This window comes from Microbacterium timonense (genome assembly GCF_900292075.1).
Lineage (GTDB): Bacteria > Actinomycetota > Actinomycetes > Actinomycetales > Microbacteriaceae > Microbacterium > Microbacterium timonense.
The window spans coordinates 551,719-577,335 of sequence record NZ_OLMV01000001.1 but is presented as its reverse complement, the minus strand read 5'-3'; the positions used below and the strand labels follow the sequence as shown (position 1 = coordinate 577,335).

Sequence of the window (25,617 nt, the reverse complement as noted above, 5' to 3'; positions counted from 1 at the left end):
TTAGAACCGAGCGGGGCAGGCCCGTCACAGCCGCTGTGAGAGTGGACTGCTCGGTCCCTGAGTCCGTCGAAGGATCCGAGTCGTCAACGCAGGGTGGTACCGCGGTCCGTCGGGAGAGGCATCCCGTCCGGGTCGTCCCCGCAGGAAGCACACGAGCGAGCACCTGCGAGAGAACATGACCTATCCCCGCCCCTCCGCATTCGGACCAGCGGCCGACGCCTCGACGACCCCGGGCAGCGCGGCTTCCGTCGTTCCCAGCCCGCGCTTTCCTGAGATCGAGCGCGAGACGCTCGCCTTCTGGCAGGCCGACGGCACGTTCCGCGCCTCGATCGATCAGCGCGACGGCGCCGAAGAGTGGGTGTTCTACGACGGCCCTCCCTTCGCCAACGGACTGCCGCACTACGGACATCTGCTCACCGGATACGCCAAGGACCTGTTCCCGCGGTTCCAGACGATGCGCGGCAAGAAGGTCGACCGCGTGTTCGGGTGGGACACCCACGGCCTGCCCGCCGAGCTCGAGGCGATGAAGCAGCTCGGCATCACCGAGAAGAGCGAGATCGAGGCGATGGGGATCGCCGCGTTCAACGCGAAGTCGCGGGAATCGGTGCTGACGTACACCCGCGAATGGGAGGACTACGTCACGCGTCAGGCGCGATGGGTCGACTTCGAGCGCGGCTACAAGACGCTGGACCTGTCGTACATGGAGTCCGTGCTCTGGGCTTTCAAGACCATCTACGACAAGGGCCTCGCATACGAGGGCTATCGCGTGCTGCCGTACTGCTGGCGCGACGAGACGCCGCTGTCGGCGCACGAGCTGCGCATGGACGACGACGTGTACAAGATGCGGCAGGACCCGTCGGTGACGGTGACCTTCCCGCTGGTCGGCGCCAAGGCCGAGTCCCTGGGGCTGACGGGCGTCCGCGCGCTGGCGTGGACGACGACTCCCTGGACGCTGCCGACGAATCTGGCGCTGGCCGTGGGGCCCGACATCCGCTATGTCGTGGTGCCCGGTGGGCCGAACGGCGCCGCCGACGTGCATCGTGCGCCCGACGGAGAGGCCGACGAGGCCGAGGAGGCCTACGCCCACCGCTATCTGCTGGCCGACGAGCTCCTCGGGGGCTATGCCAAAGACCTCGGCTACGACTCGCCCGAGGCCGCCCGGGACGCGGTGGTCCAGACGATCACCGGCTCCGAGCTCGAGGACGTCGCATACGACCGTCTCTTCGACTACTACGCGGATGCCTCGGTCTGGGGTACGCAGAACGCCTGGCGCATCCTCGTGGACGACTACGTCACGACCGGCGACGGCACCGGCATCGTCCACCAGGCGCCGGCATACGGTGAGGACGACCAGCGGGTCACGGAGGCCGCCGGCATCCCGCTCATCATGAGCCTGGACGACGGCGGGCGCTTCCTACCGCAGGTCACCGACGTCGCCGGTGAGCTCTGGATGGATGCGAACCGCCCGCTCATCCGGCTGCTGCGCCAGGAGGGGCGCCTGCTGCGCGAGGCGAGCTACGAGCACTCGTATCCGCACTGCTGGCGCTGCCGGAACCCCCTCATCTACCGTGCGGTGTCGAGCTGGTTCGTGCGTGTCACCGACATCAAGGACCGCATGATCGCCGGCAACGAGCAGATCACCTGGGTGCCCGAGAACGTCAAGCACGGACAGTTCGGCAAGTGGCTGGAGGGTGCGCGTGACTGGTCGATCAGTCGCAACCGGTACTGGGGTTCGCCGATCCCGGTATGGAAGAGCGATGACCCCGAGCACCCGCGCGTGGACGTCTACGGGTCTCTCGAAGAGCTCGAGCGGGACTTCGGCCGGCTGCCCCGCAACGCCGACGGCGAGGTGGACCTGCACCGCCCCTACATCGACGAGCTGACGCGGCCCAATCCGGACGACCCGACCGGCAGGAGCACGATGCGCCGGATCGAGGACGTCTTCGACGTCTGGTTCGACTCCGGCTCGATGCCGTACGCCCAGGTGCACTATCCCTTCGAGAACCAGGAATGGTTCGACGAGCACTCACCCGCCGACTTCATCGTCGAATACATCGGCCAGACGCGCGGCTGGTTCTACGTCATGCACGTGCTCTCGACGGCGCTGTTCGACCGCCCGGCCTTCACGGGCGTGTCGTGCCACGGCATCGTGCTGGGCAGCGACGGCCTCAAGATGTCGAAATCGCTGCGCAACTATCCCGACGTCAGCGAGGTGTTCGATCGCGACGGATCCGACGCGATGCGGTGGTTCCTGATGTCCAGCTCGGTGCTGCGCGGGGGCAACCTCATCGTCACCGAGGAGGGGATCCGCGCCGGCGTGCGCGAGTTCCTGCTGCCGCTGTGGAACGCCTGGTACTTCTTCGCGACCTACGCGAACGCGTCGGGCTCGGAGGGCTACGAGGCGTCGTGGCGGACCGATTCGACCGACGTGCTGGACCGCTACATCCTGGCCCTCACCGGCGACCTCGTTCGCGATGTCGCGGCCGACCTCGAGGTTCTCGACTCGACCCTCGCCGCCGCGAAGCTCCGCGACTTCGCGGAGGCGCTGACGAACTGGTACATCCGGCGATCGCGCGACCGGTTCTGGGTGGGCGTCTCCGACGACCCGAAGAGCCGCGAGGCGTTCGACACGCTCTACACGGTGCTCGAGACGCTGACCCGCGTCGCCGCGCCGCTCATCCCGCTCGTGTCCGAGAGGATCTGGCAGGGGCTCACCGGCGGTCGAAGCGTGCACCTGCAGGACTGGCCCGACGCCGATGCGTTCCCCGCCGCCGACGACATCCGCGCCGCGATGGATGCGGTCCGCGAGGCATCCAGCGTCGCCAACGCGCTGCGCAAGAAGGAGGGCCGGCGCGTGCGCCTGCCGCTGCCGTCGCTGACGGTCGCGGTGCCGGATGCCGCCGCTCTCGGTCAGTTCGAGGGCATCCTGCGCGACGAGCTCAACGTCAAGTCGGTCGAGCTCATCGAGCTCGGCGACCATGTCTCGGAGCAGTACGGCATCAGCAAGCGCCTGACGATCAACGCGCGTGCCGCGGGCCCGCGTCTGGGCAAGCAGGTGCAGCACGTCATCGCCGGCGCCAAGGCGGGCGTGTGGGAGGAGCGCGACGGCGTGGTCGTCGTCGACGGCGTGGCGCTCGAGCCGGGGGAGTACGACCTCACTCTCGAAGCCGGCGGCGTCGAGGACGGCACGGCGATCGCGCTGCTGGCCGGGGACGGCTTCGTTCTGCTGGACACCACGACCACTCCGGAGCTGGAGGCCGAGGGCCTGGCGCGCGACATCATCCGCGCGGTCCAGGACACGCGGAAGGCGGCCGGTTTCGACGTCAGCGACCGCATCGACCTGCGGCTCGCCTTCGAGGATCCCGGCGACGCAGCCGCGGTCGCCGGCGCGTTCGGCACCGCAGATGTCGCGGGGGAGACCCTCGCCGTGGACTATTCGGTCGTGGGACCGGATGGCACGGTGCTCTTGGCCGACGGCGCGGTGCTGGCCAGCATGATCCCCTCGGGCAGCGATCTCGAGCGCACGCACGCGGCCGGCGACTTCGCGAACCGCGGCGCGTTCACCGTCTCGGTGACCAAGGTGGAGGCATCCGTATGAGCGATCGGGACCGTCGACGGGCAGATGCCGTCTACGAGGCGCTGCTGCAGCGGCAGGGCGAGCGATGGGTGCAACCGCGTGTCGAACGCACGCGGCGCGTGCTCGAGCTGCTGGACGACCCGCAGAAGACCTATCGGGTGGTCCACGTCACCGGCACGAACGGCAAGACTTCGACCAGCCGCATGATCGAGAGCCTCGTCCGCGCGCACGGACTGCGGACGGGTCTGTTCACGAGCCCGCATCTCGAACGCTTCACCGAGCGCATCATGATCGACGGTGAGCCGATCGACGACACGGCTGTCGCCGACGCGTGGGACGAGATCGTCCCGTTCGTCGACATCGTCGACGCCGAGCTGGCATCGGAGGACGACGCGCCGTTGACGTTCTTCGAGCTGCTCACGGTGCTCGCGTTCGTGGCGTTCGCGGACGCGCCGATCGATGTGCTCGTGCTCGAAGTCGGCATGGGCGGGTCGTGGGACTCCACGAACACGGCCGACGGCGACGTCGCGGTGTTCGCGCCGATCGACGTCGACCACGCCGACCGCCTGGGCGGGACGATCCGCGAGATCGCCACCGTGAAGTCCGGCATCATCAAGGACGGCGCCGCCGTGGTGTCGGCGAAGCAGGACGCCGCCGCCGAGGCGGTGCTGCGACAGGCGGCAGCCGCCCACCACGCCTCGATCGCCTTCGAGGGTCAGGAGTTCGGCCTGGCAGAACAGCGCCTGGCGGTGGGCGGGCAGCAGATCACCGTGCGGGGCCTGGCAGCGACCTACCCGGACGAGTACCTGCCGCTGTACGGCGGTCACCAAGGGTTCAACGCCGCCCTCGCCATCGCGGCTGTCGAATCCCTCGTCGGCGGTGGCACCCAGGCGATCGCTCCCGACGTGCTGGCCGAGGGTCTGGGCAGCGTGACGTCTCCGGGCCGCCTGCAGCTCGTCGGCGCCGCGCCGACCGTGCTGGTGGATGCCGCCCACAATCCCCACGGTGCGCGCGCCCTCGTGACCGCGCTGCGCGAGTCGTTCGACTTCGACGAGTGGGGGGTGGTGCTGGGGGTGCTCTCCGACAAGGATGCCGCCGGCATCGTGGCGGCGATCGCCCCGATCGCGGCCCACGTGTTCGCCACCACGCCCGACTCTGATCGTGCCGAAGACGCCGATGCGATTGCAGACCTCGCGGAAGGCCACGACGTGAGGGTCTCGGTGCACCGGGACCTGGCCGAGGCGGCCGACGCGGCGCGCGAGTGGGCGGCCGCCTCGGACCGTCGTGCCGTCATCATCGCCGGATCGGTCGTGCTCGCGGGAGAGGCGCTCGCCCTGGCGGCTTCGGAGGACTGGAAGGGCGGGTGGAACCAGTGAGCCTCACGCCACCGGCCCGGCAGCGGCGCACGCGCGGCGCGGCGGAGTCGCTCGCGGCGATCGTGCTCGGCTTCGAGTCGATCGTCGCCTTCCTGGCAGGACTGGTGGTCTACGGGCTGAAGGCGCTGCCGGAGCCGATCGAGCCGTGGTGGGGGATCGTCGCCGGTTCCGTACTGGCGGTGCTGATGATCCTCACCGCGCGGCTCGTCCGGTACCGGTGGGGGATCGTGGTCGGCTGGGTGCTGCAGGCGGTCGTGGCCCTCGGTGCCTTCCTGGTGCCCGCCCTCGCGATCGTGGCACTCATTTTCGGTGGCATGTACGCGTATGCGACGATCAAGGGGGCCGCCCTCGACCGGCGCAATGCGCGCCGCACGGCGGATCCCTCGCCGAACGCCTGACCCGGAACGGAGACCCGCATGCCCACCGAAGAGACCCTCGTCCTCGTCAAGCCCGACGGCGTCGCCCGTGGTCTGACCGGAGCAATCCTCGCCCGCATCGAGGCCAAGGGGTACGCGCTCGTCGACATCCGGCTCGTGGAACCCGATCGTGAGACGCTCGAGCGGCACTACGCGGAGCACGAGGGGAAGCCCTTCTACGAGCCGCTGCTCGAGTTCATGATGTCGGGTCCGTCCGTGGCCATCCGGCTGGCCGGGAACCGGGTCATCGAAGGCTTCCGCTCCCTCGCCGGCACGACCGATCCGACCACCGCGGCGCCGGGAACCATCCGCGGCGACTTCGGCCGGGACTGGGGCCTGAAGGTGCAGCAGAACCTGGTGCACGGCTCCGACAGCCCGGAGTCCGCCGCACGCGAGCTCGACATCTGGTTCGGCTGAGCCGCCGCGCCCACGCGTTCGAGGTCGGCCGGATCAGCTGAAGAAGGTCTGCCAGATGTTGACGATCGCATTCATCTCCAGCTGAGCCAGCAGAAGGATGAGTGCGAAGCTCACGATCGCAGCCAGCGGCACCCACGCCATCAGCCGGCCGGCGGCGTCGCGGACGCGCCCCGAGACAGGCACGAGTCCCGCCCGCAGCAGGTGGAGCGTCACCGCGTAGAAGGTAGGGATGGTCACCGCCCACGTGGTCATGCACCAGGGGCAGAGAGTGTGGAGGTTCGGGGCGTAGATGCTCTGGCTGATGAGCCACACCACGAAGCCGAAGGCGAACGCGGTGCCCGCCCAGAAGCACCACCAGAACCACGGCGCGAACCGTGCTCCCGCCAGGATCGCCACCCCGACGACCACCGGGGCGACCCACCCCGTGAGCCCGAGGATCGGGTTGGGGAAGCCGAACAGGCTGCCCTGCCACGAGCCCAGATTGGCCGTGCACTGGACCAGCACGCTGAAGTCGCAGGAGGCGATCGCATCGGGATTCGCCAGCTGCTCGAACTTCTCCACGGTCAGCGAGAACGCCGCCCACCAGCCGATCACACCGGCGATCACCAGCCATACGGCCAATCCGGTCGGTCGGGCGGTGCTCTCGCGTTCGGGCATGCCTCGGATTATGGCATCGAGGACTGAGGGGATGCCGCACCCGGCGCGCCCGCTGGGTGCGGCATCCGATCGCTGGCGCGCCGTGAATGCGCAATACGGCGGGGGAGGTGCGATAATGGTCGGGATGACTCACGGCCGCGCCGTGAGGGCGATCACAGAAGACTTCAGGGCGACGAATGCCCTTGGCAGCGCGAACGTCCGCCTCGGCGACGAGTTCCGCTGCAGACCGAGTGAGTTCGCGGCACCGTCCCACCCCAGGGACACGGGCGGCGCCGCACGAGATTTCGCCGGGCGACGCGCGGTGCCGCCCCGCTAGGAGTACGCCAGTGATGGCAGATGGAACCGATGCAGAAGTCACCCCTCAGACCGATCCGGACGGCTCGCTGACACCAGCGGCCCACGTCACGGCATCCGCGTCTGAAGAGGGCCCACAGGCCGGCACGCCCGCAACGGAGGAACCGGCCGGTGTTGCCGACCCGGCCGGCGAGGCCGTCAGCGACGCCGACCCCGATGCTGCGGCCGACGCGGACCCCGACGCCGGCACTGCGACCGACATCGAGGCTGTGGCCGATGGCGCCGATCCCGATGCGGCGGTGGACGCTGAGACCGATGGCGCGCCCGAGACCGACGCCGCGCCCGAGGACGGCGCGTCCGAAGACGGCGCGTCTGAGGACGCCGCCGTGCCCGAGGACGGCGCCGCCGCGACGGACGTCGCGTCCGAGGACAACGCCGCGGAGAGCACTGACCAGCCGGGCGGCGACGCGCGCGCCGAGGAGCCCGTGACCGCGGTGAGCCTCGGACTGCTTCCCGAGGTGTTCGTCTCGGCGGTGTCGACCGACCTGCACTTCTACGCCCCCGAGATCACCGTGCTCCCGGCCCGACCGGGACGGGAGCCGGAACCGGATGCGGCATCCTCCGGTACATCGCGTCGCCGCAACCGTCGTCGTGGCGGCGAGGGGCGCGAGGAGGCATCCGGTCCCGCCGAGCAGTCGCCGCCGCGGCAGCGAGCCGTCGAGCTCATCACCGAACCGCAGCGGATCAAGGGGTCCACCCGCCTGGAAGCCAAGAAGCAGCGTCGCCGCGACGGCCGCGAGGCCGGACGCCGACGCGCCGTCGTGACCGAGGCCGAGTTCCTCGCGCGCCGTGAGGCCGTCGACCGCGTGATGATCGTCCGCTCCCGCAACGGACGGATCCAGATCGCCGTCCTCGAGGACAACGTCCTCGTGGAGCACTATGTCGCCCGCAGCCAGGACGCGTCGCTCATCGGCAACGTCTACCTCGGTCGTGTGCAGAACGTGCTCCCGAGCATGGAGGCGGCTTTCGTCGACATCGGCCGCGGCCGCAACGCCGTGCTCTACTCCGGCGAGGTCGACTGGGATGCCGTCGAGACGGGCAACCAGCCCCGCCGCATCGAGCTGGCGCTGAAGTCGGGTGACCGCGTGCTCGTGCAGGTCACGAAGGACCCGGTGGGGCACAAGGGCGCCCGCTTGACGAGCCAGATCTCGCTGCCGGGTCGCTACCTGGTGTATGTGCCGGGCGGTGCCATGAACGGCATCTCGCGCAAGCTGCCCGACACCGAGCGCGCGCGGCTCAAGAAGATCCTCAAGGAGGTGCTTCCCGAGTCGTCCGGCGTGATCGTCCGCACCGCCGCAGAGGGCGCCACGGAGGAGCAGCTCACGCGCGACGTGCAGCGCCTCACCAACCAGTGGGAGCACATCTCGAAGCAGGTCGAGACGATCCAGGCGCCCGCGTTGCTGCACTCCGAGCCCGATCTCCTGGTCAAGATCGTCCGCGACGTCTTCAACGAGGACTTCTCGAAGATGCTCATCCAGGGCGATGACGCGCACCACACGATCTCGAAGTACCTGGAGTCGGTGGCCCCCGACCTGCTCGAGCGTGTCGAGCGCTACGAGGGCGAGCAGGACCCGTTCGATGAGTTCCGGGTCACCGAGCAGATCGAGAAGGCGCTGGACCGCAAGGTGTGGCTGCCCTCCGGCGGATCCCTCGTCATCGACCGCACCGAGGCCATGACGGTCGTCGACGTCAACACCGGCAAGTTCGTGGGGTCCGGCGGCAACCTCGAAGAGACCGTCACCAAGAACAACCTGGAGGCGGCGGAAGAGATCGTCCGGCAGCTGCGACTGCGCGACATCGGCGGCATCATCGTCGTGGACTTCATCGACATGGTGCTCGAGTCCAACCGCGATCTCGTGCTGCGTCGTCTCGTCGAGTGCCTCAGCCGCGACCGCACCAAGCACCAGGTCGCCGAGGTGACCTCGCTCGGGCTCGTGCAGATGACGCGCAAGAAGCTGGGTCTGGGGCTGCTCGAGACCTTCAGCGAGCCGTGCGAGGTGTGCGCGGGCCGTGGCCTCATCGTGCACCACGATCCGGTGGTCAAGCACCGGGTGCCGTCGTCCTCGGGCGCGCCTTCCGGTCGCCGCTCGCGCGGCTCGGCTCCCGCGCCCTCCAACGGGGGCGCGAACGGCACGCACGTGATCACCGAGGGAGTGAAGTCGGCCCTCGCGCAGATCGCGGCATCCACGATCCACCACCACGAGGAGTCAGCCTCGGCTGAACCCGGGCAGCCCGTCGCGGAGCCTCTGCCGGCGGAGCGTCCGAAGAAGCGCAAGAAGCGCGACTCGGGTGCGAAGAAGGAGCCGCGGACCGAGAAGGACATCCTGCTCGACTCCGTCTTGAACGCGCTGCCCGAGCCGAAGGCTCCGGGGCAGGGTCGCGCCCGCCGGCGGGTCACCACGGCCGCCCTCACCGGCACGCCGGTGCCGCACACCCCGTCCGAGGACTGAGCGTCCCCGCCCGCTGCTTCGCACCCCGGGGCGGCGGGCGCGACCCGGTCAGTGCCGATCGCGTGCCCGCACGCGAAGTCCCGATGCGATCAGGCGGCGCACCAGTTCGTGGCCGCTGACATGTTGCGCGCCGGCGGCCACCAATCTTGCGTGCGCGTCCTCCGGAACGTCGTAATGGTCGAGGTCGAACCCTCGCGCCGGGATGCCGTTCGCAGCCGCGAACGCGTGCAGCTCCGCGAGATCGGTGTCGGTCACCAGGTGCGCCCACAGGCGCCCATGGGCCGGCCAGAGCGGATCGTCGATGAGGATCGCCACGTGCAGATCCTACGCACCGCCGGCGCGACACGGCCGGTGGCCGCTTTCGCGGACCGACCCGGCATCTGGTAAAGTTGACCCTTGGTGCGTCGAGACATCCGCGCCAAGTCTTGGATGACGTCCTGAGCGCGTGCGCGTGCTCCCAGAAGAAACAGGTGTGAAGTGGTTTACGCAGTTGTGCGCGCCGGTGGCCGGCAGGAGAAGGTCGAGGTCGGCACGATCGTCGTTCTCGACCGCCAGGCCGCGAAGGTCGGCGACAAGATCGAGCTCCCCGCGGTGCTCTTCGTCGACGGTGACAACGTCACGACCGACGCCGACAAGCTCGCGAAGGTCACCGTGACCGCCGAGGTCCTCGGTGAGGAGCGCGGCCCGAAGATCGTGATCCAGAAGTTCAAGAACAAGACCGGCTACAAGAAGCGCCAGGGCCACCGTCAGGACCTCACGCGCGTCAAGGTCACCGGCATCAAGTAAGCCACAGGAGACGCAGAGATGGCACACAAAAAGGGCGCAAGCTCCACCCGCAACGGTCGTGACTCTAACGCACAGCGCCTCGGCGTGAAGCGCTTCGGCGGCCAGGCCGTCAACGCCGGCGAGATCCTCGTCCGCCAGCGTGGCACCCACTTCCACCCCGGCGCCAACGTCGGCCGCGGTGGCGACGACACGCTGTTCGCACTGGCCGCCGGCGCGGTCCAGTTCGGGCAGAAGGGCGGCCGCAAGGTCGTCAACGTCGTGGCGGTGGCCGAGTAGCCTTCATCAGGCTCACGCACCGCGAGAGTGGCGCAGACTTCCGGAAGGGGCGGGCTTCGGCTCGCCCCTTCGCTTTATCCGTTCCCCCGCCGTGGGGAGCACCAGACCTGAGGGGGACCGCATGGTCACGTTCGTCGACCGGGTGACGCTGCATCTGCGCGCCGGCAAGGGCGGCAATGGCTGCGTCTCGGTGCGTCGCGAGAAGTTCAAGCCGCTCGCCGGCCCCGATGGCGGCAACGGAGGCCATGGCGGCGACATCGTGCTGGTCGCCGACGCTCAGGTCACGACGCTGCTGTCGTACCACCATTCGCCTCATCGACACGCGGGCAACGGCGGCTTCGGCATGGGCGACAATCGGTCCGGGGCGGCGGGGGAGAGTCTCGAGCTTCCCGTGCCGGTGGGGACCGTCGTGCGGGATGCCGGCGGCGAGGTCCTCGTCGACATGATCGAGCCCGGCATGCGGTTCGTCGTCGCCCCGGGCGGGCAGGGCGGACTCGGCAACGCCGCGCTGGCCAGTCCCAAGCGCAAGGCGCCCGGCTTCGCGCTCCTGGGCGTCCCGGGGTGGGAGGGCGACGTCGTCCTCGAGCTCAAGACCGTCGCCGACGTCGCCCTGGTCGGCTTCCCGTCCGCGGGCAAGTCGAGCCTCATCGCGGCGGTGTCGGCGGCCCGGCCGAAGATCGCGGATTATCCGTTCACCACGCTCCACCCCAACCTCGGCGTCGTGCAGGCCGGCGACGTGCGTTACACCGTCGCCGACGTGCCCGGTCTCATCGAGGGTGCGAGCGAGGGGAAGGGGCTCGGCCTGGAGTTCCTGCGCCATGTCGAGCGATGCACGGCGCTCGTCCACGTACTCGACTGCGCCACCCTCGAACCCGGTCGAGACCCTCTCACCGACCTCGACGTCATCCTGGCCGAGCTGGCAGCGTACCCGGTGCCGGAGGGTCAGGTGCCGCTGCTGGAGCGACCGCAGCTGGTCGCGCTCAACAAGGTCGACGTGCCGGAGGCCAAAGATCTCGCAGACCTGGTGCGTCCGGACCTGGAGGCCCGAGGGTATCGGGTGTTCGAGATCTCCACTGTCAGCCACGAGGGCCTGCGCCAGCTGACCTACGCGCTCGGCGACATCATCGCCGCGCACCGCCGCGAGCAGGCCGAGACCGCGCCGCCCGAGCGCGTCGTGATCCGGCCCAAGGGCGCCGACCAGGACTTCACCGTACGGGTCGAGGGCGGCACCTACGGCAACGTGTACCGCATCCTCGGCGACAAGCCGGTGCGCTGGGTGCAGCAGACCGACTTCCAGAACGATGAGGCGGTCGGGTACCTCGCCGACCGGCTGGATCGCCTCGGCGTCGACGACGCGCTGTACCGTGCGGGCGCCACGCCCGGCGCCACCGTCGTGATCGGCGAGGGCGACGGCGTCGTGTTCGATTGGCAGCCCGCGCTCTCGTCGGCGGCCGAGCTCATGACGGCCCCCCGCGGCACCGATCCTCGACTGTACGAGCGGGGCCGGCGCACCAGCGCCGAGCGTCGCGAGCAGTACCACGAGCTCATGGACGCCAAATCGCAGGCCCGCGCCGAACTCGAGGCCGAGCGTCTGGCCGAGCGCGGGTGGGATGAGGAGGACGACGAGTGAGTGCGCGCGAGCGCGAAGACATCCCCTCCGCCCGGCGCGTCGTCGTCAAGGTGGGCTCGTCGTCGATCAGCGGCGACAACGCGCACAAGATCAAGCCGCTCGTGGATGCGCTGGCCGCAGCGCACGGGCGTGGCACCGAGGTCGTGCTGGTGTCGTCGGGGGCGATCGCGACCGGCATGCCTTTCCTCCTGCTGGACGAGCGGCCGAGCGACCTCGCCACGCAGCAGGCGGCGGCGGCTGTCGGCCAGAACGTGCTGATCTATCGCTACCAGGAGGCGCTGCGCCCGTTCCGCATCGTGGCGGGCCAGGTCCTGCTGACCGCCGGGGATCTCGAGAATCCGACGCACCGGTCCAACGCGCGCCGCGCGATGGAGCGGTTGCTCGGTCTGCGGATCCTGCCCATCGTCAACGAGAACGACACCGTTGCCACGCACGAGATCCGCTTCGGCGACAACGACCGGCTCGCGGCACTTGTGGCCCAGCTCATCGGCGCCGACGCCCTCGTGCTCCTCAGCGACATCGAGTGCCTCTACACGCGGCCGCCCGGTGAACCCGGCGCGATGCCGATCCCGCTCGTCCGCTACGGGGACGACCTCCACGGTTTCGAGTTCGGATCCGTCGTGGTCAACAGCGTCGGCACCGGAGGAGCGGCCACGAAGGTCTCGGCGGCCCGCCTGGCCGCGGCATCCGGCATCGGCGTGCTCGTGACCAGCGCCGACCTCGTTGGGCAGGCGCTGACGGGAGAAGACGTCGGCACGTGGTTCCAACCGAATCCGGAACCCACGGCGCCCGCGGCCACCGGGCCGCTGCGTACGGCGGCCGATAAACTGGGCGGATGACCACCACCGCGACGACGGCCCGCGAACGGATGCTGCTGGCGAAGGACGCCTCCCGCACCATCGGTCTGCTCGGCGACGACGCGAAGCGCGCGGCGCTTCTGGCCATCGCCGACGCCATCGAAGCGGCAGCGCCGGAGATCGTCGCTGCGAATGCCGCAGACCTCGAGCGAGGACGCGAGAGCGGGCTCTCGACCGCCTTGCAGGATCGGCTTCGCCTCGACCAACCGCGTGTGGCTGCCCTGGCTGCAGCGGTGCGCGACATCGCGGCCCTTCCCGACCCTGTCGGGCGCATCCTCGATGAGCGCACGCTCGCCAACGGCGTGTCGCTGACCAGGGTCGCCGTCCCTTTCGGAGTGGTCGGCTCGATCTACGAGGCGCGCCCGAACGTCACGGTCGACATCGCGGCGCTGGCTCTGCGGTCGGGCAACGCGGTCGTGCTCCGCGGCGGGACAGCAGCCGAGCAGACCAACGCGGCCCTGGTCTCCGCCATGCGCGGGGCTCTCGCCGACCGGGGGATCGACCCGGAAGCGATCCAGACCGTCGACGAGTACGGACGTGAGGGTGCGCGTGATCTCATGCACGCGCGAGGCATCGTGGACGTGCTGGTGCCGCGGGGCAGTGCCCAGCTGATCGAGACCGTGGTGACCGAGTCGACCGTGCCGGTGATCGAGACCGGCGCCGGCGTCGTGCACATCGTGCTGGACGAGACCGCCTCGCTCGAGTGGGCCCGCGAGATCGTGGTGAACGCGAAGACACAGCGGCCGAGCGTCTGCAACGCGGTCGAGACGGTGCTCATCCACCGGGCCGCCGCGGAGCGACTCGTCGGTCCCGTCGTCGAGGCGCTGCAGCACGGCGGCGTCACGGTGCACGGCGATGAAGCCGTCGCGCGCCTGGCGCCCGGTGTGATTCCCGCCACCGAGGAGGACTGGGCGACGGAGTACCTCAGTCTCGACCTCGCGATGCGCGTCGTGGACGATCTCGACGACGCGCTGGAGCACATCCGCCGCTATTCGACGCACCACACCGAGTCGATCGTGACGCAGGATGCCGCCAACGAGGCGCGATTCCTCGCCGAGGTCGATTCGGCGGTGGTGATGGCCAATACGTCGACCCGGTTCACGGACGGGGGCGAGTTCGGCTTCGGCGCGGAGGTCGGCATCTCCACGCAGAAGCTCCACGCGCGCGGGCCGATGGGACTCGCGGAGCTCACGAGCTCGAAGTGGCTGGCGCGCGGCGCCGGGCAGGTGCGCGCGTAACGCCATAGACTGGAGCAGTCCTGCGCCCCAGAGGCGAACCCGAACGGAGCCCGAATGACAATCGCCACGATCCTCGCCCTCGCCGCCGAAGAGTCGGAGCACCACGGCAACGTGGCGCTCGAGACCGTGGGGTACGGCATCACCGCGATCCTCGTCTTCGCCGCGCTGGCTCTGGTGACCCTGTCGTACCGCAACGTCGCCAACCGCCACTCGCACAAGGCGGAGGCGTACGCGAAGGCACACGCCGACGACGTGCAGCGAGCGGGGCACGGCCACTAGGGCTGCTGCATGTCGGTGGCGACAGCCCCGAGGGTCGGGGTCATGGGCGGGACGTTCGATCCCATCCATCACGGTCACCTGGTCGCCGCAAGCGAAGTGGCGCAATGGTTCGACCTCGATGAGGTGGTGTTCGTTCCCACGGGACAGCCGTGGCAGAAGGAAGACGTCTCGCCGAGTGAGCATCGGTATCTGATGACCGTGATCGCCACGGCATCCAATCCGCGCTTCACCGTGAGCCGCGTCGACATCGATCGACACGGCCCGACCTACACGATCGACACGCTCCGCGATCTCAAGGCACAGCGCCCCGACGCGGAGCTGTTCTTCATCACCGGCGCGGACGCCATAGCGCAAATTCTCAGTTGGAGAGACCATGATGAACTGTGGGATCTCGCCCACTTCGTCGCGGTCTCCAGACCCGGCCACGTGTTGAACACGGACGGCCTGCCCAGTGACGACGTCAGCCAGCTCGAGATCCCCGCCCTCGCCATCTCGTCGACGGACTGCCGCGATCGAGTTCAGCGAGGACACCCGGTGTGGTACCTCGTGCCCGACGGGGTCGTCCAATACATTGCGAAGCACCATCTCTACCGGAGCAAGGAATGAGCACACCCGAGCAGCCGGCAACACCAGCTCTCACGCGCAAGCAGATGCGCGAGCTGCGGAACACGGGTTCCACGCCCGTCATCACCGCCGCACCCACATCACCGACGACGGATGACCCCGCCGGCGACGGCGCGACCGGCACCCCCGCCACCGCGCCACCGTCGGCCGTCACTCCGTTCCCGCGCCCGGCCGACCCCGCGCCGGTCGGCCCGCCTCCCGTGGCCGACTCGGCTGTCGACCTCGGCGTCTCGCCCCTCACGAGGCGTCAGGCACGTCAGCAGGAGCGCATCCGCACGGCCTCCGTGCCCGTGATCACGCCCGAGGTCGTCGCGGCGCACGCGGCGGCGACGTCCGGTTCGCCGGCGGCGTTCCCGTCGGCACCGCCCGCAGCCGCCCCCGACGGGTCGCCCGAGCCCGAGCAGCCGCTGTTCACCGCCCCGGCCGACCAGGAGGCGCCGGTCACGACCGACAGCGGCCTGCACGCGCTGTTCGGGCTGCCGCGCCAGTCATCACCGGAGGATCAGACCGCCGCCGAGAGCGCGGCCGTCGAGGCGCCCACCCCCGCGCCGGCCGAGGTCGGTGACGATGCCTCCGCTCGCTCTCTCTTCGATGACGGAGAGCCGGCGGCGGAGGAAGCCGATGATCGCCCGAAGTCCGTCAGCCCACTGCTGGGCGCCAGCCTGCTCGACGAGCACGGGACGACCCAGCCGCAGGCGGTCGAGTTCCCGCCCTCGTTCGATCAGCTGCTGGCACGCACCACCGGTGCAGTCGCCGTCCCCAATACGCTCATCGTGTCGCAGGCGCCCGAAGTATCACCGCTCGTGGCGCCCGTCACAGCGACGGGTGAAGTCATCCTCACCGGGACGTTCAATCTTCCCGAAGGCCTCGGGTCGACCGGCCACGTGAAGGGAACGGCGGACGGCAAGGAGATCGACGCGGCGCTGGTCGACGGGGAGCTGCCCTCGCACTCGTCACCGACGCCTATCGCCGCGAGCGCCGCCGTGAGCACCGTGAAGATGCCCGGCGAGGTGATCAAACCGCCGGCACCGGAGAAGGGCGGCAGGCTCATGATGGCCCTCGCCATCACCGCCGGCGTCCTGGCTCTCGCGCTCGTGGGCGTGTTGATCCTCGCGTTCGTGACGGGGGTCTTCTGATGGTCGCGAGCGCGTCATCGCGAGAGATGCTTCAGATCGCCGCGGCCGCGGCGGATGCGAAGGGCGGCGAGGATCTCGTCGCCCTCGACGTGTCGGAGCCCCTGCCTCTCGTCGACATCTTCCTGCTCGTCACCGGCCGCAGCGAGCGCAACGTCGCCGCCATCGCGGACGAGATCGAGGACCGTCTGCTCGAGGCCGGGCACAAGCGCCTGCGTCGCGAGGGCCGCGAGGAGTCCCGGTGGGTGCTGATCGATTTCGGTGACCTCGTGGTGCACGTCTTCCACGAGCAGGAACGCGTCTACTACGGCCTGGAACGTCTGTGGAAGGACTGCCCCGTCGTGCCCGTGACGCTTCCCGCGCGGGCGGCATCGGAGGACTGACCGTGGTTCGGATCACGCTCCCGAGTGTTGTAAGCTAGACGAGTTGCCCCGCGAGAGCGGGAAGACATCCGGGCCTGTGGCGCAGCTGGTAGCGCACCTGCATGGCATGCAGGGGGTCAGGGGTTCGAGTCCCCTCAGGTCCACAGCGAGAAGGCCGCCCACGGGGCGGCCTTTCGCTTTGCGTGGCGGACGCACCGTGGGTTCGGGCGACGGCCACCTCGGCACGGAGGTCGCTACGATCCGATCATGAGCACGAAACGACACGCGGCAACCGTGCATCGCCCGGGTGGTCGGCCTGCTGGACGGTACCGGTTCTCGGACCAGTTCATCCGGCGCGCCACCGCCGTCTTGCTCATCATCATGGGTGTGGTCGTCGCGACCGGCGTCGTCCTGGGCCTCGTGGCGGACAGCCTCGGCGGCGACGCCGTCGACACGCTCGGGAACCTCGGAGGAGGCCTGGTGGTCGGCGGGCTGCTCGTGCCGCTGCTGGTGGCCGCGATCCTCGGCGGCGAGGCGATCAAGGCCGGCGGCGGGTTCCTGGGCTTCGGCCTCGTCCTCGGCGTGGCACTGGTCGCTCTCCTTCCCACGGTCGAGGCTCTCGACATCCTGGGCGCGTGGCGCGTCCCCTTGTACTGGGCGGGGTGGGTGCTCATCGTCGCCTGCGGAATCGGGTTCTTCATCATCGGATTCATCGCGAAGGTGCCGATGTGGCTACGTGCGCCCTTCCTGGACTCACCGGGGTTCTCCCTGCACGGGCTTTCCGAGCGTGATGGCGGCGCCAACCTCACCGCGCACCCCGACCGCAACGAGCCTCGATCCCGGCGATAGCAGCGCTGCGCAGCCCGTCGGCTCCGCCGGCGGAGCACACGTCCGTCAGCTGTCGCCGCGCACGACGGAACGGTGCAGAGCGACCTGCAGCGACATGAGACGGTCCGGATCTCCGATGACCTCGACGCCGATGATCCGGTCCGCCTCGAAGCGGATGATGTATGCGGCCTGGACGACGCCTTCGGGTGCGTAGACGGCGCCTGGCAAGCCATCCACGTCGGCGACCTCGGCCTGATCGGCCCGTCCGGCGAACACCCGGGCCACGGCATCGGCCCCTTGCACGTTCTCGCGCAGCAGCGGCGCTCCCGAGTCCGCGTATGCCGCCGCCGTCGCCACGACGCCGGCATCCGCCTTCAACTGGACGTCCGGATCCAGCAGCTGCAGGAGATCGCCGAACTCGCCGTCCCGGGACGCCTTGAGGAAGGCTGCGACGGCGCGCGTTCGCCGAACCCGCTCGGTGGTCACATCGACGCTGCGCACGCGGCGTCGGGCGCGGGATGCGAGCTGGCGCGCCGCGGCGGGGCTGCGTTCGACGATGGGCGCGATGTCATCGAATGCGAGGCCGAAGATGTCGTGGAGCACGAACGACAGACGCTCCAGCGGCGTCAGCTGTTCCAGCACCACGAACATGGCCGCTTCGATCTCAGCGATCCGCATCGCCTCCGATTCCGGTCCCTCGGTGTCGACGGACTCGTGTAGCAGGACGTCGTCGGCATCCTCGCGCCAGGCGCTTCGAGAGCGGAGGATGTCGATGCTGGCGCGGGAGACGACCGTCGTGAGCCACGCCTCGAGATTCTCGATGCGGGCGACGTCCGCGCGACTGAGGCGGATCCATGCGTCCTGGACGGCGTCGTCAGCGTCCCAGTGGGAGCCGAGTGTGCGGTACGCGATAGCTCGCAGCCGCCCGCGCTGGGCATCGAACAGCTCCGCGAGGGCGGGCCCGGCGAGATCGGCCATGGGTCCCCATTCTGTCCGTCTCGGCCCGGTCTGTCACATTCCGGGCAGTCTGCCCGACGTCTTTGTGAGGCGTATCTCGTGCGCCTCAGACGCCGGCCATCCCATCGCACAAAGGAGCTTCCGTGTCGCACACGCCCCACACCTCATCCCGCTCGACCGACCTCTCACGACTCCGCTCGGCGGTACGCGGCCGCGTCTGGCTGCCCGGGGATGCCCGGTTCGACGACGTCAGGCTGCCCTGGAACCGCGCGGTCGCACAGCCGACGCGCGCGGTCGTCGAAGCCGCCGACGCGGCCGACGTGGCGCGCCTGGTCCACTTCGCCCGGGACGCCGGGCTCGCGATCGCCACACAGCCGAACGGGCACGGAGCGTCTGGCCGTACCGAAGACACCATCCTTCTTCGCACGGGTCGGCTGAACGCCGTCGAGGTGGATGCCGCGAGCCGCCGGGCACGAATCGGTGCCGGCGTCAGTTCGGGCGCACTGCAGCAAGCGACCGCTGAGCACGGTCTGACAGCGCTTCCCGGCAGCTCGCCCGTGGTCAGTGTCGCGGGGGTGGCCCTCGGCGGGGGCCTCAGCTGGTTCGGACGCGCCCACGGCTGGGTCTCCGACAGCGTGCGTGGTTTCGACGTGGTGGATGCCCTGGGCAACCAGCGACGCGTCACGGCTGCGAGCGACCCCGACCTCTTCTGGGCGCTTCGCGGAGGAGGCGGCGACTACGCCATCGTGACCGGTCTCGAGCTCGACCTGCACGGGGCTCCCGCGCTGTTCGGGGGTCGCGTGCTGTGGCCAGGAGAGCTCACGCGCGACGTGCTGGATGCCTTCCGCGCTGTCACGGCGGCCGCCCCACAGGAGCTGACGCTGTGGCTGGAACTGCTCCATTTTCCCGGGAGCGACCCGGTGGTCGCGATCGATCTCACCTATCTCGGGTCCGCCTCACAGGCGGTCACGCACCTCGCGGAGCTGGAGCGCCTCCCCGCGCCGCTGTCCGATACACGGAGGTCGATGAGCGTGGCGGAGCTGGGGAGCATCACCGCCGAGCCGACCGACCCGGGTGCAGGGGTCACTCGAGGGGAGCTGCTCGCTCATCTCGGGGCCGAGGCCGTCGACGACGTGCTGACGTCATCGATCGCGCCGATGTTGAGCGTCCAGGTCCGCCACCTCGGAGGTGCGTTCGCGCAGCCGTCCGACACTCCACAGGGGCCGCTGTCCGCCGAGTTCGCGGTGTACATGTTCGGGTCTCCTGCTTTCGCGCCCGCCGCCGACATCGCAGCGCGGCAGCAGCTGATGGCGCACTCGCTCCCGATCACCGGGCGTAAGCCGGTCACGTTCCTGAACCCGGCCGAGCAGCTCAGCGACGCCCTCCCCGCCGCATCGATCGCTCGGCTTCGCGCGATCAAGTCCGATTGCGACCCGGCGGGGCTGTTCCGAGGCAACTTCCCGGCGTGACCCCCGGTCTGCATGCACCCGGCCTCGCCGCTGTCCGCCCCCATCACCCCTGCATCCGCGGGTCCTGTGTCGGGTCGGTGTACGGGCGCGGACAGCCGCCGGCGACTGCCGCCGGGCGGAGCTCGAAGTGCCAGGCCTCGTTGTCGTACACCTGACACAGCCCGTAGACCGAGCCATGGCGCGACATCCAGTCGACCGCATCGTACGAGCCGATGTCGACAGCGTCCCCGGCGACGTGCGCAGACGTCGCCGGGGTCGCGACCCACCGCGCGGCCTCGGCGGCCGAGCCGTACTGCGACCGCGCGTCCCGCAGCAGCTGCTCCTGGTACTCCGCCGAGCGCCAGCCGCTGTTGACGTGGATCACCACGCCGTCCTGCGACGCGTCCTGTGCCGCCGCCCGCAGGGCGGTCAGGAGGTCGGGGGACAAGCGGGTGATCCCGGGATACCCGTCTTCGAACACCGTGGCGTCATCGGGAAGGATGCCGTCCGCCTCGGTGATGGCGCCGTGGTCCGTTCCGTCGCTGGGGCCGGACGCGTCGAGCGGAGCCGGTGGAGCGACATCAGGCGGTGAAGCCCCCGCGGAGCCGGAGCGGGACAGTGCGAATCCCGAGACCGCGACGCAGAGGACGACGACCGCGAGGATCACGCCCCACAGCGCGTGCGGGCGACGGGAGGAAGCTGACCGAGTCATGCCACCACTTCACGCGCGCCCGTGTTGCCGGAGCGTATGGCGCCGGCGATACAGCGACGATATGCGCCGCCTCGTAGCATCGAGGAATGCGTGTGCTGGTTGTCGAGGACGAGCCGTTCCTCGCCGAGGCGATCCGCGACGGGTTGCGCCTGGAGGCCATCTCCGCCGATCTGGCGGGCGACGGCGATACGGCGCTCGAGTTGCTGGATCTCAATGCGTACGACATCGCCGTGCTCGACCGCGACATCCCCGGTCCGTCCGGAGACGAGGTGGCGGCGAGCATCGTCGCCTCGGGAAGCGGCATCCCGATCCTCATGCTCACCGCCGCGGATCGCATCGACGACAAGGCGACGGGCTTCGAGCTCGGTGCCGACGACTACCTCACGAAACCGTTCGAACTGCGAGAGCTGGTGCTGCGGCTGCGCGCGCTCGATCGGCGACGCGCACATCGCAGGCCGCCCGTCCGCGAACTCGCCGGGCTGCGCGTGGACCCGTTCCGGCGGGAGGTCTACCGGGACGGCCGCTACGTGGCGCTGACCCGCAAGCAGTTCGCGGTGCTCGAGGTGCTCGTGGCCGCGGAAGGGGGTGTGGTGAGCGCCGAGGAGCTGCTGGAGCGCGCGTGGGACGAGAACGCCGACCCCTTCACCAATGCCGTGCGCATCACCGTGTCGGCGCTGCGCAAACGGCTGGGCGAGCCGTGGGTGATCGCGACGGTGCCGGGCGTCGGCTATCGCATCGATGCCGCCCCCGAGGAACGAGGCCAGGATGATCCGCCGGGCTAGAGCGCCGGGACTCAGCGTCCGGGTCAAGCTCGCCGTGAGCTACGCCGCGTTCCTCATGGTCGCCGGTGCTCTGCTGCTGGCCGTGGTGTGGGTGTTCCTGCTGCGTTACGTGCCGACCGGAGCGATCACGGGACCGGGCCCGTTCATCCCCAACCGCGGCGATCTCGAGCGCGCCTTCACGCCGGCAGCGGCCTGGGCCCTCCTCTTTCTCCTGGCGTTCGGCCTGGTCGGCGGGTGGCTGCTGGCCGGACGGATGCTCGCGCCGCTGCAGCGGATCACCGAGGCTACGCGCCTGGCTGCGAGCGGGTCGCTGTCGCACCGGATCGATCTCGCCGGGAGGCAGGACGAGTTCCGCGAGCTCGCCGACAGCTTCGACGCCATGCTCGAGCGACTCCAGGCGCAGGTCGAGGAGCAGCAGCGGTTCGCGGCGAACGCTTCGCATGAACTGCGCACGCCGCTCGCCATCACGCAGACCATGCTGGACGTCGCACGCAACGACCCAGGTCACGACACCCGGGCGCTCATCGAGCGGCTGCGCATCGTCAACGCGCGCGCGATCAGCCTCACGGAGGCCCTCCTCGTGCTCAGCCGCGCCGAGCAGCGCTCGTTCACCGCCGAGGAGGTGGATCTGTCGCTGCTGGCCGAGGAAGCGACCGAGACGCTGCTGCCGCTCGCAGAGGCGCGCGGCGTCGAACTGCAGACGTCCGGCAGCGTCGCGCGCACGGCGGGATCGCCGACGCTGCTGCTGCAGCTGGTCACGAACCTCGTGCACAACGCGATCGTCCACAATCTCCCCACCGGTGGTGCCGTCCTCATCACCACCGAACAGACCCCGCGCGGCACGGCCGCGCTCACGGTCGACAACACCGGAGGACCGATGTCGCCCGAGCTGGTGGCGACGCTGGCGGAGCCGTTCCAGCGGGGAAGCGAACGCGCCCGGGGCGATGACCACGCAGGCGTCGGGCTCGGGCTCGCCATCGTGAAGACCATCGCCGAGACCCACGCCGGCACGATCGCCATCCGCCCGCGAGCCGGCGGAGGCCTGCACGTCAGAGTGGAGCTCCCGGCACCGCAGCGATAGCCGCCCCAGCCATTGCATAGGCAGCGGCTCGCGGAGCAGGGTGGAGGCATGAGCGCCGTGACCCCGTTCCTCTGGTTCGACGACGACGCGGAGGAGGCCGTGACCTTCTACACCAGCCTCATCCCCGGTTCGGAGATCGTCACGATCGGGCGGTACCCGGACGAGGTGCCGGGCATGGGCGGCAAGGTCATGCACGTGCACTTCCGGCTCGGTGGACGCGACTACTTCGCGATGGACGCGGGACCGCAGTTCCCCTTCACCGAGGCTGTCTCGCTCTACGTGTCATGCCGTGACCAGGCGGAGGTCGACCGCTACTGGGACGCTCTCACCGCGGAAGGCGGCCAGGAGCAGCCGTGCGGGTGGCTGAAGGACCGCTGGGGACTGTCGTGGCAGATCATCCCCGATCGGCTGGTGGAGCTGATCCGTCACCCTGACCCCGAGATCGCCCATCGGGCTGTGCAGGCGATGCTCCGCATGCGACGGATCGACATCGCGACCCTAGAGGCGGCGGTGTCGGACGGATGACTGGGCGATCCGTCCGATGGACGGCGATCGGATGCCTCGCACTGCTGCTCGCCGCGGCATCCGGGTGCACCGCCTCCACAGCCCGAGAGACGCCGTCGCCGCAGGCGCCCACGGTCGGGCCCACCCCGTCTGCGACGGCGGGATGGTGGCGGGTCGGCGGTGAGGTCACGCGCCTGGCCTCGAGGATTCACACCCCGTGGTCGGTCGTGCCGCTGCCCGGCGGGGGTGCACTGATATCGTCACGCGACGACGGCACCGTGCACGAGCTTACGGCGGCGGGGGACCTGCGCACGGCAGGCGTCGTACCCGGTGTGGTCTCCGGCGGCGAATCGGGATTGCACGGCCTCGCGCTCCTTTCCGACGCCGACGATCCGATGCTGTACGCCTACTTCGGATCCGAGACCGACAACCGCGTGGTGAAGATGCCCGTACTCGGGCGCCCCGGCGAGCTGTCGCTGGGGCAGCCCGAGGTCGTGATCGACGGTATCCCGCGCGCCAGCACGCACGACGGCGGCCGCCTCGCGTTCGGCCCGGACGGCTTCCTCTATGTCACCACCGGCGACGCGCAGCAGCGTGAGGCGGCACAGGATGCCGATGCTCTGGCAGGGAAGATCCTGCGCATCACGGTCGACGGCGAGCCCGCTCCGGGAAACCCCTGGGGCAACGAGGTCTGGTCGCTCGGACACCGCAACGTCCAGGGGATCGCGTGGACCGCGGACGGGACGATGTGGGCCAGCGAGTTCGGGCAGGACACGTGGGACGAACTCAACCGCATCCAGCCGGGAGGCGACTACGGCTGGCCGCTCGTGGAGGGCGTCGCCGAGCGCGACGGGTTCATCGATCCGGTGGCGGTGTGGGCCACCAGCGACGCCAGCCCCAGCGGCATCGCCGCTGTCGGAGATACCGTGTTCCTGGCGGGACTGCGCGGTGAGCGCCTGTGGCAGGTCGACACGCATGCCGGAGCGCTCGCGCACGACCCCGTGGCGGCGCTGGATGCGTACGGCCGGCTGCGCGACGTCGTCGCGCCGGGCGACGGCTCGCTGTGGGTGCTCACGAGCAACACCGACGGACGCGGGTCCCCGGGAGCCGATGACGACATGCTGCTGCGCGTCGAACTGACGGTGTCGGGCTGACCGCGGCGGATGCCGGTCGCGCGCTACGGTGAGTTCGTGAGCTCGCCTTACGCGCGCGGTGAGCGGCCCATCGGGGCCGCGACGCACACCGTCGAGAATCAGCCTCCTTGGCGCGTCGACGTGGACGAGTACACCTCCAATGCGCCGCTGACGGCCGCCGTGCGCTCGTTCGGCGCAGCATGGGCCGAGGAATGCCTGCGGAATGCGGGGCAGGTCGTCGGGACGGCCGCCTTCCAGCGGGACGCGCACCTGGCGAACGTGCACACGCCCACGGCGATGACGCATGACCGGTGGGGCTTCCGGTTGGATGAAGTCGAGTACGACCCGTCGTACCATCGCGTCATCGGCGAGGCGATCGCCCGCGGCGCGCACACGTCGGCGTGGGCCGACCCGCGACCCGGAGCGCACGTCGCGCGCGCGGCGATGTTCATGCTGTTCGCGCAGGTCGAACCGGGGCACGCATGCCCGGTGTCGATGACGCATGCCGCGGTCGCCTCGATCGCGGGGTCACCGTGGATCGCAGATGACTGGCTGCCTCGGATGTACTCCCGAGGATACGACCCGCGTCTGCTCGTGCCGGGCGGCAAGACCAGCGCACTCATCGGTATGGCGATGACCGAGAAGCAGGGCGGATCGGACGTGCGCGCGGGGACCACCGTCGGGGAGTCGATGGGCGGGCACGCGTACCAGATCACGGGCCACAAATGGTTCTGTTCGGCGCCCATGTCCGACGCGTTCCTCGTGCTCGCGCACACGCGGCGATCGGGGAGCGACGAAGGGCTCTCGTGCTTGTTCGTCCCTCGTGTGCTGCCGCATGAGACGCGCAACGTGTTCCGCATCCAGCGTCTCAAAGACAAGCTCGGAAACCGCTCCAACGCCTCCGCAGAGGTGGAGTTCGACGGCACGGTGGGTCTGCTGGTCGGTGAGGCGGGCAGGGGAGTGCGCACGATCATCGAGATGGTCCAGCGCACTCGGCTGGATTGCGTGCTCGGCACGGCCGCCGGCATGCGGCAATCCGTCGCCGAGGCGATCTGGCATGCCCGCGGGCGGGAGGCGTTCGGAGCGCCGCTCGTCGATCAGCCCGCGATGACCGCGGTGCTTGCCGACCTCGCGCTCGAATATGAGGCCGCGATGCTCACCGGCCTGCGCCTGGCGCAGCTGTTCGAGGCGGAGGCCTCCGATCGCGACGTCGCCCTGAGGCGCCTGGCGACGCCCGTGTCGAAGTACTGGGTGTGCAAGCGCGGACCGCACCACGCGTACGAGGCGCTGGAGTGCCTCGGCGGGAACGGCTACACCGAGTCCTTCCCTCTGGCGCGACGCTACCGCGAGCAGCCGGTCATGGCGATCTGGGAGGGATCCGGGAACGTCATCGCGCTCGACGTGCTGCGGGCGCTCACGCGCGATCGTGAGTCCGGTGAGGCATTCGCGGACGAGCTGCGTGCCACGGCCGGCGCCTCCGCGATCCTCGATCGGCATGTGGCGCGCACGCTGGCGTTGCTGCAGCGGCTGAGCGAGGGCGAACCCGCCCACGCGGCTCCTCAGGCTCGCCGGCTCACCGAGGATCTCGCACTGGCGCTTCAAGCCTCGCTCATGCTGCGGCATGCGCCGTCTGTGGACGCCGAGACCTTCATCGCCGCACGTCTGGGCGATGACCGCGGGGCGCAGTACGGGGTGCTCCCCACGGGAACCGACGCGGCATCCATCGTCACCCGCCACTGA

The 25,617-nt window shown here is 69.9% G+C and carries 25 protein-coding genes and 1 tRNA gene; 22 read left to right on the top strand and 4 right to left on the bottom strand.

Going from position 1 to position 25,617, the window contains the following annotated elements; genetic code table 11:
* Positions 1-175: 175 nt before the first annotated feature.
* The 4 genes from ileS to ndk are packed head-to-tail and all read left to right on the top strand — an operon-like array spanning position 176 to position 5,786.
* Positions 176-3,598 carry an isoleucine--tRNA ligase gene (gene ileS, locus C9992_RS02795; RefSeq protein WP_106814054.1) on the top strand — a complete coding sequence of 1,141 codons (3,423 nt, stop codon included), beginning with the start codon at positions 176-178 and terminating at the stop codon, positions 3,596-3,598.
* A complete protein-coding gene (locus C9992_RS02790; RefSeq protein WP_106814053.1) occupies positions 3,595-4,953 on the top strand; it encodes a bifunctional folylpolyglutamate synthase/dihydrofolate synthase in 1,359 nt (452 codons plus the stop codon). The genes ileS and C9992_RS02790 overlap by 4 nt, the downstream gene beginning before the upstream one ends.
* Complete coding sequence (locus C9992_RS02785) at positions 4,950-5,351, top strand: DUF4233 domain-containing protein (protein WP_106814052.1); 402 nt, start codon at positions 4,950-4,952, stop codon at positions 5,349-5,351. Before C9992_RS02790 ends, C9992_RS02785 begins: the two co-directional genes overlap by 4 nt.
* An 18-nt stretch (positions 5,352-5,369) precedes the next feature.
* On the top strand, positions 5,370-5,786 hold the full coding sequence (gene ndk, locus C9992_RS02780; RefSeq protein WP_106814051.1) for a nucleoside-diphosphate kinase: 417 nt from the start codon (positions 5,370-5,372) through the stop codon (positions 5,784-5,786).
* Positions 5,787-5,819: 33 nt separating this feature from the next.
* On the opposite strand, the gene C9992_RS02775 is transcribed toward ndk, so the two are convergent.
* A complete protein-coding gene (locus C9992_RS02775; RefSeq protein WP_106814050.1) occupies positions 5,820-6,443 on the bottom strand; it encodes a vitamin K epoxide reductase family protein in 624 nt (207 codons plus the stop codon).
* 329 nt (positions 6,444-6,772) lie between these two features.
* On the opposite strand from C9992_RS02775, the gene C9992_RS02770 reads away from it, so the two are divergent.
* Positions 6,773-9,247 carry an Rne/Rng family ribonuclease gene (locus C9992_RS02770; RefSeq protein ID WP_106814049.1) on the top strand — a complete coding sequence of 825 codons (2,475 nt, stop codon included), beginning with the start codon at positions 6,773-6,775 and terminating at the stop codon, positions 9,245-9,247.
* A gap of 48 nt (positions 9,248-9,295) precedes the next feature.
* Here C9992_RS02770 and C9992_RS02765 read toward each other — a convergent pair whose 3' ends face one another.
* A complete protein-coding gene (locus tag C9992_RS02765; protein ID WP_106814048.1) occupies positions 9,296-9,562 on the bottom strand; it encodes a DUF4031 domain-containing protein in 267 nt (88 codons plus the stop codon).
* A 162-nt stretch (positions 9,563-9,724) separates the two neighbouring features.
* Between C9992_RS02765 and rplU the strand changes: the two genes are divergently transcribed.
* The 11 genes from rplU to C9992_RS02710 all read left to right on the top strand — a co-directional run bounded on the left by rplU (position 9,725) and on the right by C9992_RS02710 (position 17,281).
* Positions 9,725-10,033, top strand: coding sequence for a 50S ribosomal protein L21 (gene rplU / locus C9992_RS02760; protein WP_106814047.1), 309 nt, complete (start codon positions 9,725-9,727; stop codon positions 10,031-10,033).
* 18 nt (positions 10,034-10,051) lie between these two features.
* Positions 10,052-10,309 (top strand): 50S ribosomal protein L27, encoded by a 258-nt coding sequence (rpmA, locus tag C9992_RS02755; RefSeq protein WP_106814046.1) that lies wholly within the window; start codon positions 10,052-10,054, stop codon positions 10,307-10,309.
* A 121-nt stretch (positions 10,310-10,430) separates the two neighbouring features.
* Entirely contained in the window at positions 10,431-11,939 is a 1,509-nt protein-coding gene (obgE, locus tag C9992_RS02750; RefSeq protein ID WP_106814045.1) for a GTPase ObgE, read from the top strand.
* On the top strand, positions 11,936-12,778 hold the full coding sequence (proB, locus tag C9992_RS02745) for a glutamate 5-kinase (RefSeq protein ID WP_106814044.1): 843 nt from the start codon (positions 11,936-11,938) through the stop codon (positions 12,776-12,778). Before obgE ends, proB begins: the two co-directional genes overlap by 4 nt.
* The gene (locus C9992_RS02740; protein ID WP_106814043.1) at positions 12,775-14,034 is read left to right on the top strand and encodes a glutamate-5-semialdehyde dehydrogenase; all 1,260 of its coding nucleotides are present in this window, start codon (positions 12,775-12,777) and stop codon (positions 14,032-14,034) included. Before proB ends, C9992_RS02740 begins: the two co-directional genes overlap by 4 nt.
* A gap of 54 nt (positions 14,035-14,088) precedes the next feature.
* Entirely contained in the window at positions 14,089-14,313 is a 225-nt protein-coding gene (locus C9992_RS02735; protein WP_106814042.1) for a hypothetical protein, read from the top strand.
* A gap of 9 nt (positions 14,314-14,322) precedes the next feature.
* A complete protein-coding gene (gene nadD, locus C9992_RS02730) occupies positions 14,323-14,919 on the top strand; it encodes a nicotinate-nucleotide adenylyltransferase (RefSeq protein ID WP_106814041.1) in 597 nt (198 codons plus the stop codon).
* Positions 14,916-16,073 carry a hypothetical protein gene (locus tag C9992_RS02725; protein ID WP_106814040.1) on the top strand — a complete coding sequence of 386 codons (1,158 nt, stop codon included), beginning with the start codon at positions 14,916-14,918 and terminating at the stop codon, positions 16,071-16,073. Before nadD ends, C9992_RS02725 begins: the two co-directional genes overlap by 4 nt.
* Positions 16,073-16,453, top strand: coding sequence for a ribosome silencing factor (gene rsfS, locus C9992_RS02720; protein WP_106814039.1), 381 nt, complete (start codon positions 16,073-16,075; stop codon positions 16,451-16,453). Before C9992_RS02725 ends, rsfS begins: the two co-directional genes overlap by 1 nt.
* Before the next feature lie 70 nt (positions 16,454-16,523).
* Positions 16,524-16,596 (top strand) — tRNA-Ala (locus C9992_RS02715).
* Positions 16,597-16,699: 103 nt separating this feature from the next.
* Positions 16,700-17,281, top strand: a complete 582-nt coding sequence (locus C9992_RS02710) for a hypothetical protein (protein ID WP_106814038.1) — start codon at positions 16,700-16,702, stop codon at positions 17,279-17,281.
* Positions 17,282-17,326: 45 nt separating this feature from the next.
* Here C9992_RS02710 and C9992_RS02705 read toward each other — a convergent pair whose 3' ends face one another.
* On the bottom strand, positions 17,327-18,238 hold the full coding sequence (locus tag C9992_RS02705; protein ID WP_106814037.1) for a sigma-70 family RNA polymerase sigma factor: 912 nt from the start codon (positions 18,236-18,238) through the stop codon (positions 17,327-17,329).
* 122 nt (positions 18,239-18,360) lie between these two features.
* Here C9992_RS02705 and C9992_RS02700 point away from each other — a divergent pair, with 122 nt between their 5' ends.
* Positions 18,361-19,686, top strand: a complete 1,326-nt coding sequence (locus C9992_RS02700; protein WP_106814036.1) for an FAD-binding oxidoreductase — start codon at positions 18,361-18,363, stop codon at positions 19,684-19,686.
* 43 nt (positions 19,687-19,729) lie between these two features.
* Here C9992_RS02700 and C9992_RS02695 read toward each other — a convergent pair whose 3' ends face one another.
* A complete protein-coding gene (locus C9992_RS02695; RefSeq protein ID WP_106814035.1) occupies positions 19,730-20,377 on the bottom strand; it encodes a M15 family metallopeptidase in 648 nt (215 codons plus the stop codon).
* Between the two features lie 86 nt (positions 20,378-20,463).
* Here C9992_RS02695 and C9992_RS02690 point away from each other — a divergent pair, with 86 nt between their 5' ends.
* The 5 genes from C9992_RS02690 to C9992_RS02670 are packed head-to-tail and all read left to right on the top strand — an operon-like array spanning position 20,464 to position 25,617.
* On the top strand, positions 20,464-21,159 hold the full coding sequence (locus C9992_RS02690) for a response regulator transcription factor (protein ID WP_106814034.1): 696 nt from the start codon (positions 20,464-20,466) through the stop codon (positions 21,157-21,159).
* A complete protein-coding gene (locus C9992_RS02685; protein WP_106814033.1) occupies positions 21,143-22,240 on the top strand; it encodes a sensor histidine kinase in 1,098 nt (365 codons plus the stop codon). The genes C9992_RS02690 and C9992_RS02685 overlap by 17 nt, the downstream gene beginning before the upstream one ends.
* A 48-nt stretch (positions 22,241-22,288) precedes the next feature.
* Entirely contained in the window at positions 22,289-22,765 is a 477-nt protein-coding gene (locus tag C9992_RS02680; RefSeq protein ID WP_106814032.1) for a VOC family protein, read from the top strand.
* Positions 22,762-23,898: a PQQ-dependent sugar dehydrogenase gene (locus C9992_RS02675; protein ID WP_106814031.1), complete on the top strand. Its 1,137-nt coding sequence runs from the start codon at positions 22,762-22,764 to the stop codon at positions 23,896-23,898. The genes C9992_RS02680 and C9992_RS02675 overlap by 4 nt, the downstream gene beginning before the upstream one ends.
* 36 nt (positions 23,899-23,934) lie before the next feature.
* Positions 23,935-25,617: an acyl-CoA dehydrogenase family protein gene (locus tag C9992_RS02670; RefSeq protein ID WP_235007936.1), complete on the top strand. Its 1,683-nt coding sequence runs from the start codon at positions 23,935-23,937 to the stop codon at positions 25,615-25,617.

Coding starts and splice junctions, on each gene's coding strand:
- ileS (WP_106814054.1), top strand. CDS start 176: ATGACCTATCCCCGCCCCTCCGCATTCGGACCAGCGGCCGACGCCTCG.
- C9992_RS02790 (WP_106814053.1), top strand. CDS start 3,595: ATGAGCGATCGGGACCGTCGACGGGCAGATGCCGTCTACGAGGCGCTG.
- ndk (WP_106814051.1), top strand. CDS start 5,370: ATGCCCACCGAAGAGACCCTCGTCCTCGTCAAGCCCGACGGCGTCGCC.
- C9992_RS02775 (WP_106814050.1), bottom strand. CDS start 6,443: ATGCCCGAACGCGAGAGCACCGCCCGACCGACCGGATTGGCCGTATGG.
- C9992_RS02770 (WP_106814049.1), top strand. CDS start 6,773: ATGGCAGATGGAACCGATGCAGAAGTCACCCCTCAGACCGATCCGGAC.
- rpmA (WP_106814046.1), top strand. CDS start 10,052: ATGGCACACAAAAAGGGCGCAAGCTCCACCCGCAACGGTCGTGACTCT.
- obgE (WP_106814045.1), top strand. CDS start 10,431: ATGGTCACGTTCGTCGACCGGGTGACGCTGCATCTGCGCGCCGGCAAG.
- C9992_RS02740 (WP_106814043.1), top strand. CDS start 12,775: ATGACCACCACCGCGACGACGGCCCGCGAACGGATGCTGCTGGCGAAG.
- C9992_RS02735 (WP_106814042.1), top strand. CDS start 14,089: ATGACAATCGCCACGATCCTCGCCCTCGCCGCCGAAGAGTCGGAGCAC.
- nadD (WP_106814041.1), top strand. CDS start 14,323: ATGTCGGTGGCGACAGCCCCGAGGGTCGGGGTCATGGGCGGGACGTTC.
- C9992_RS02725 (WP_106814040.1), top strand. CDS start 14,916: ATGAGCACACCCGAGCAGCCGGCAACACCAGCTCTCACGCGCAAGCAG.
- rsfS (WP_106814039.1), top strand. CDS start 16,073: ATGGTCGCGAGCGCGTCATCGCGAGAGATGCTTCAGATCGCCGCGGCC.
- C9992_RS02710 (WP_106814038.1), top strand. CDS start 16,700: ATGAGCACGAAACGACACGCGGCAACCGTGCATCGCCCGGGTGGTCGG.
- C9992_RS02705 (WP_106814037.1), bottom strand. CDS start 18,238: ATGGCCGATCTCGCCGGGCCCGCCCTCGCGGAGCTGTTCGATGCCCAG.
- C9992_RS02695 (WP_106814035.1), bottom strand. CDS start 20,377: ATGACTCGGTCAGCTTCCTCCCGTCGCCCGCACGCGCTGTGGGGCGTG.
- C9992_RS02690 (WP_106814034.1), top strand. CDS start 20,464: ATGCGTGTGCTGGTTGTCGAGGACGAGCCGTTCCTCGCCGAGGCGATC.
- C9992_RS02685 (WP_106814033.1), top strand. CDS start 21,143: ATGATCCGCCGGGCTAGAGCGCCGGGACTCAGCGTCCGGGTCAAGCTC.
- C9992_RS02680 (WP_106814032.1), top strand. CDS start 22,289: ATGAGCGCCGTGACCCCGTTCCTCTGGTTCGACGACGACGCGGAGGAG.
- C9992_RS02675 (WP_106814031.1), top strand. CDS start 22,762: ATGACTGGGCGATCCGTCCGATGGACGGCGATCGGATGCCTCGCACTG.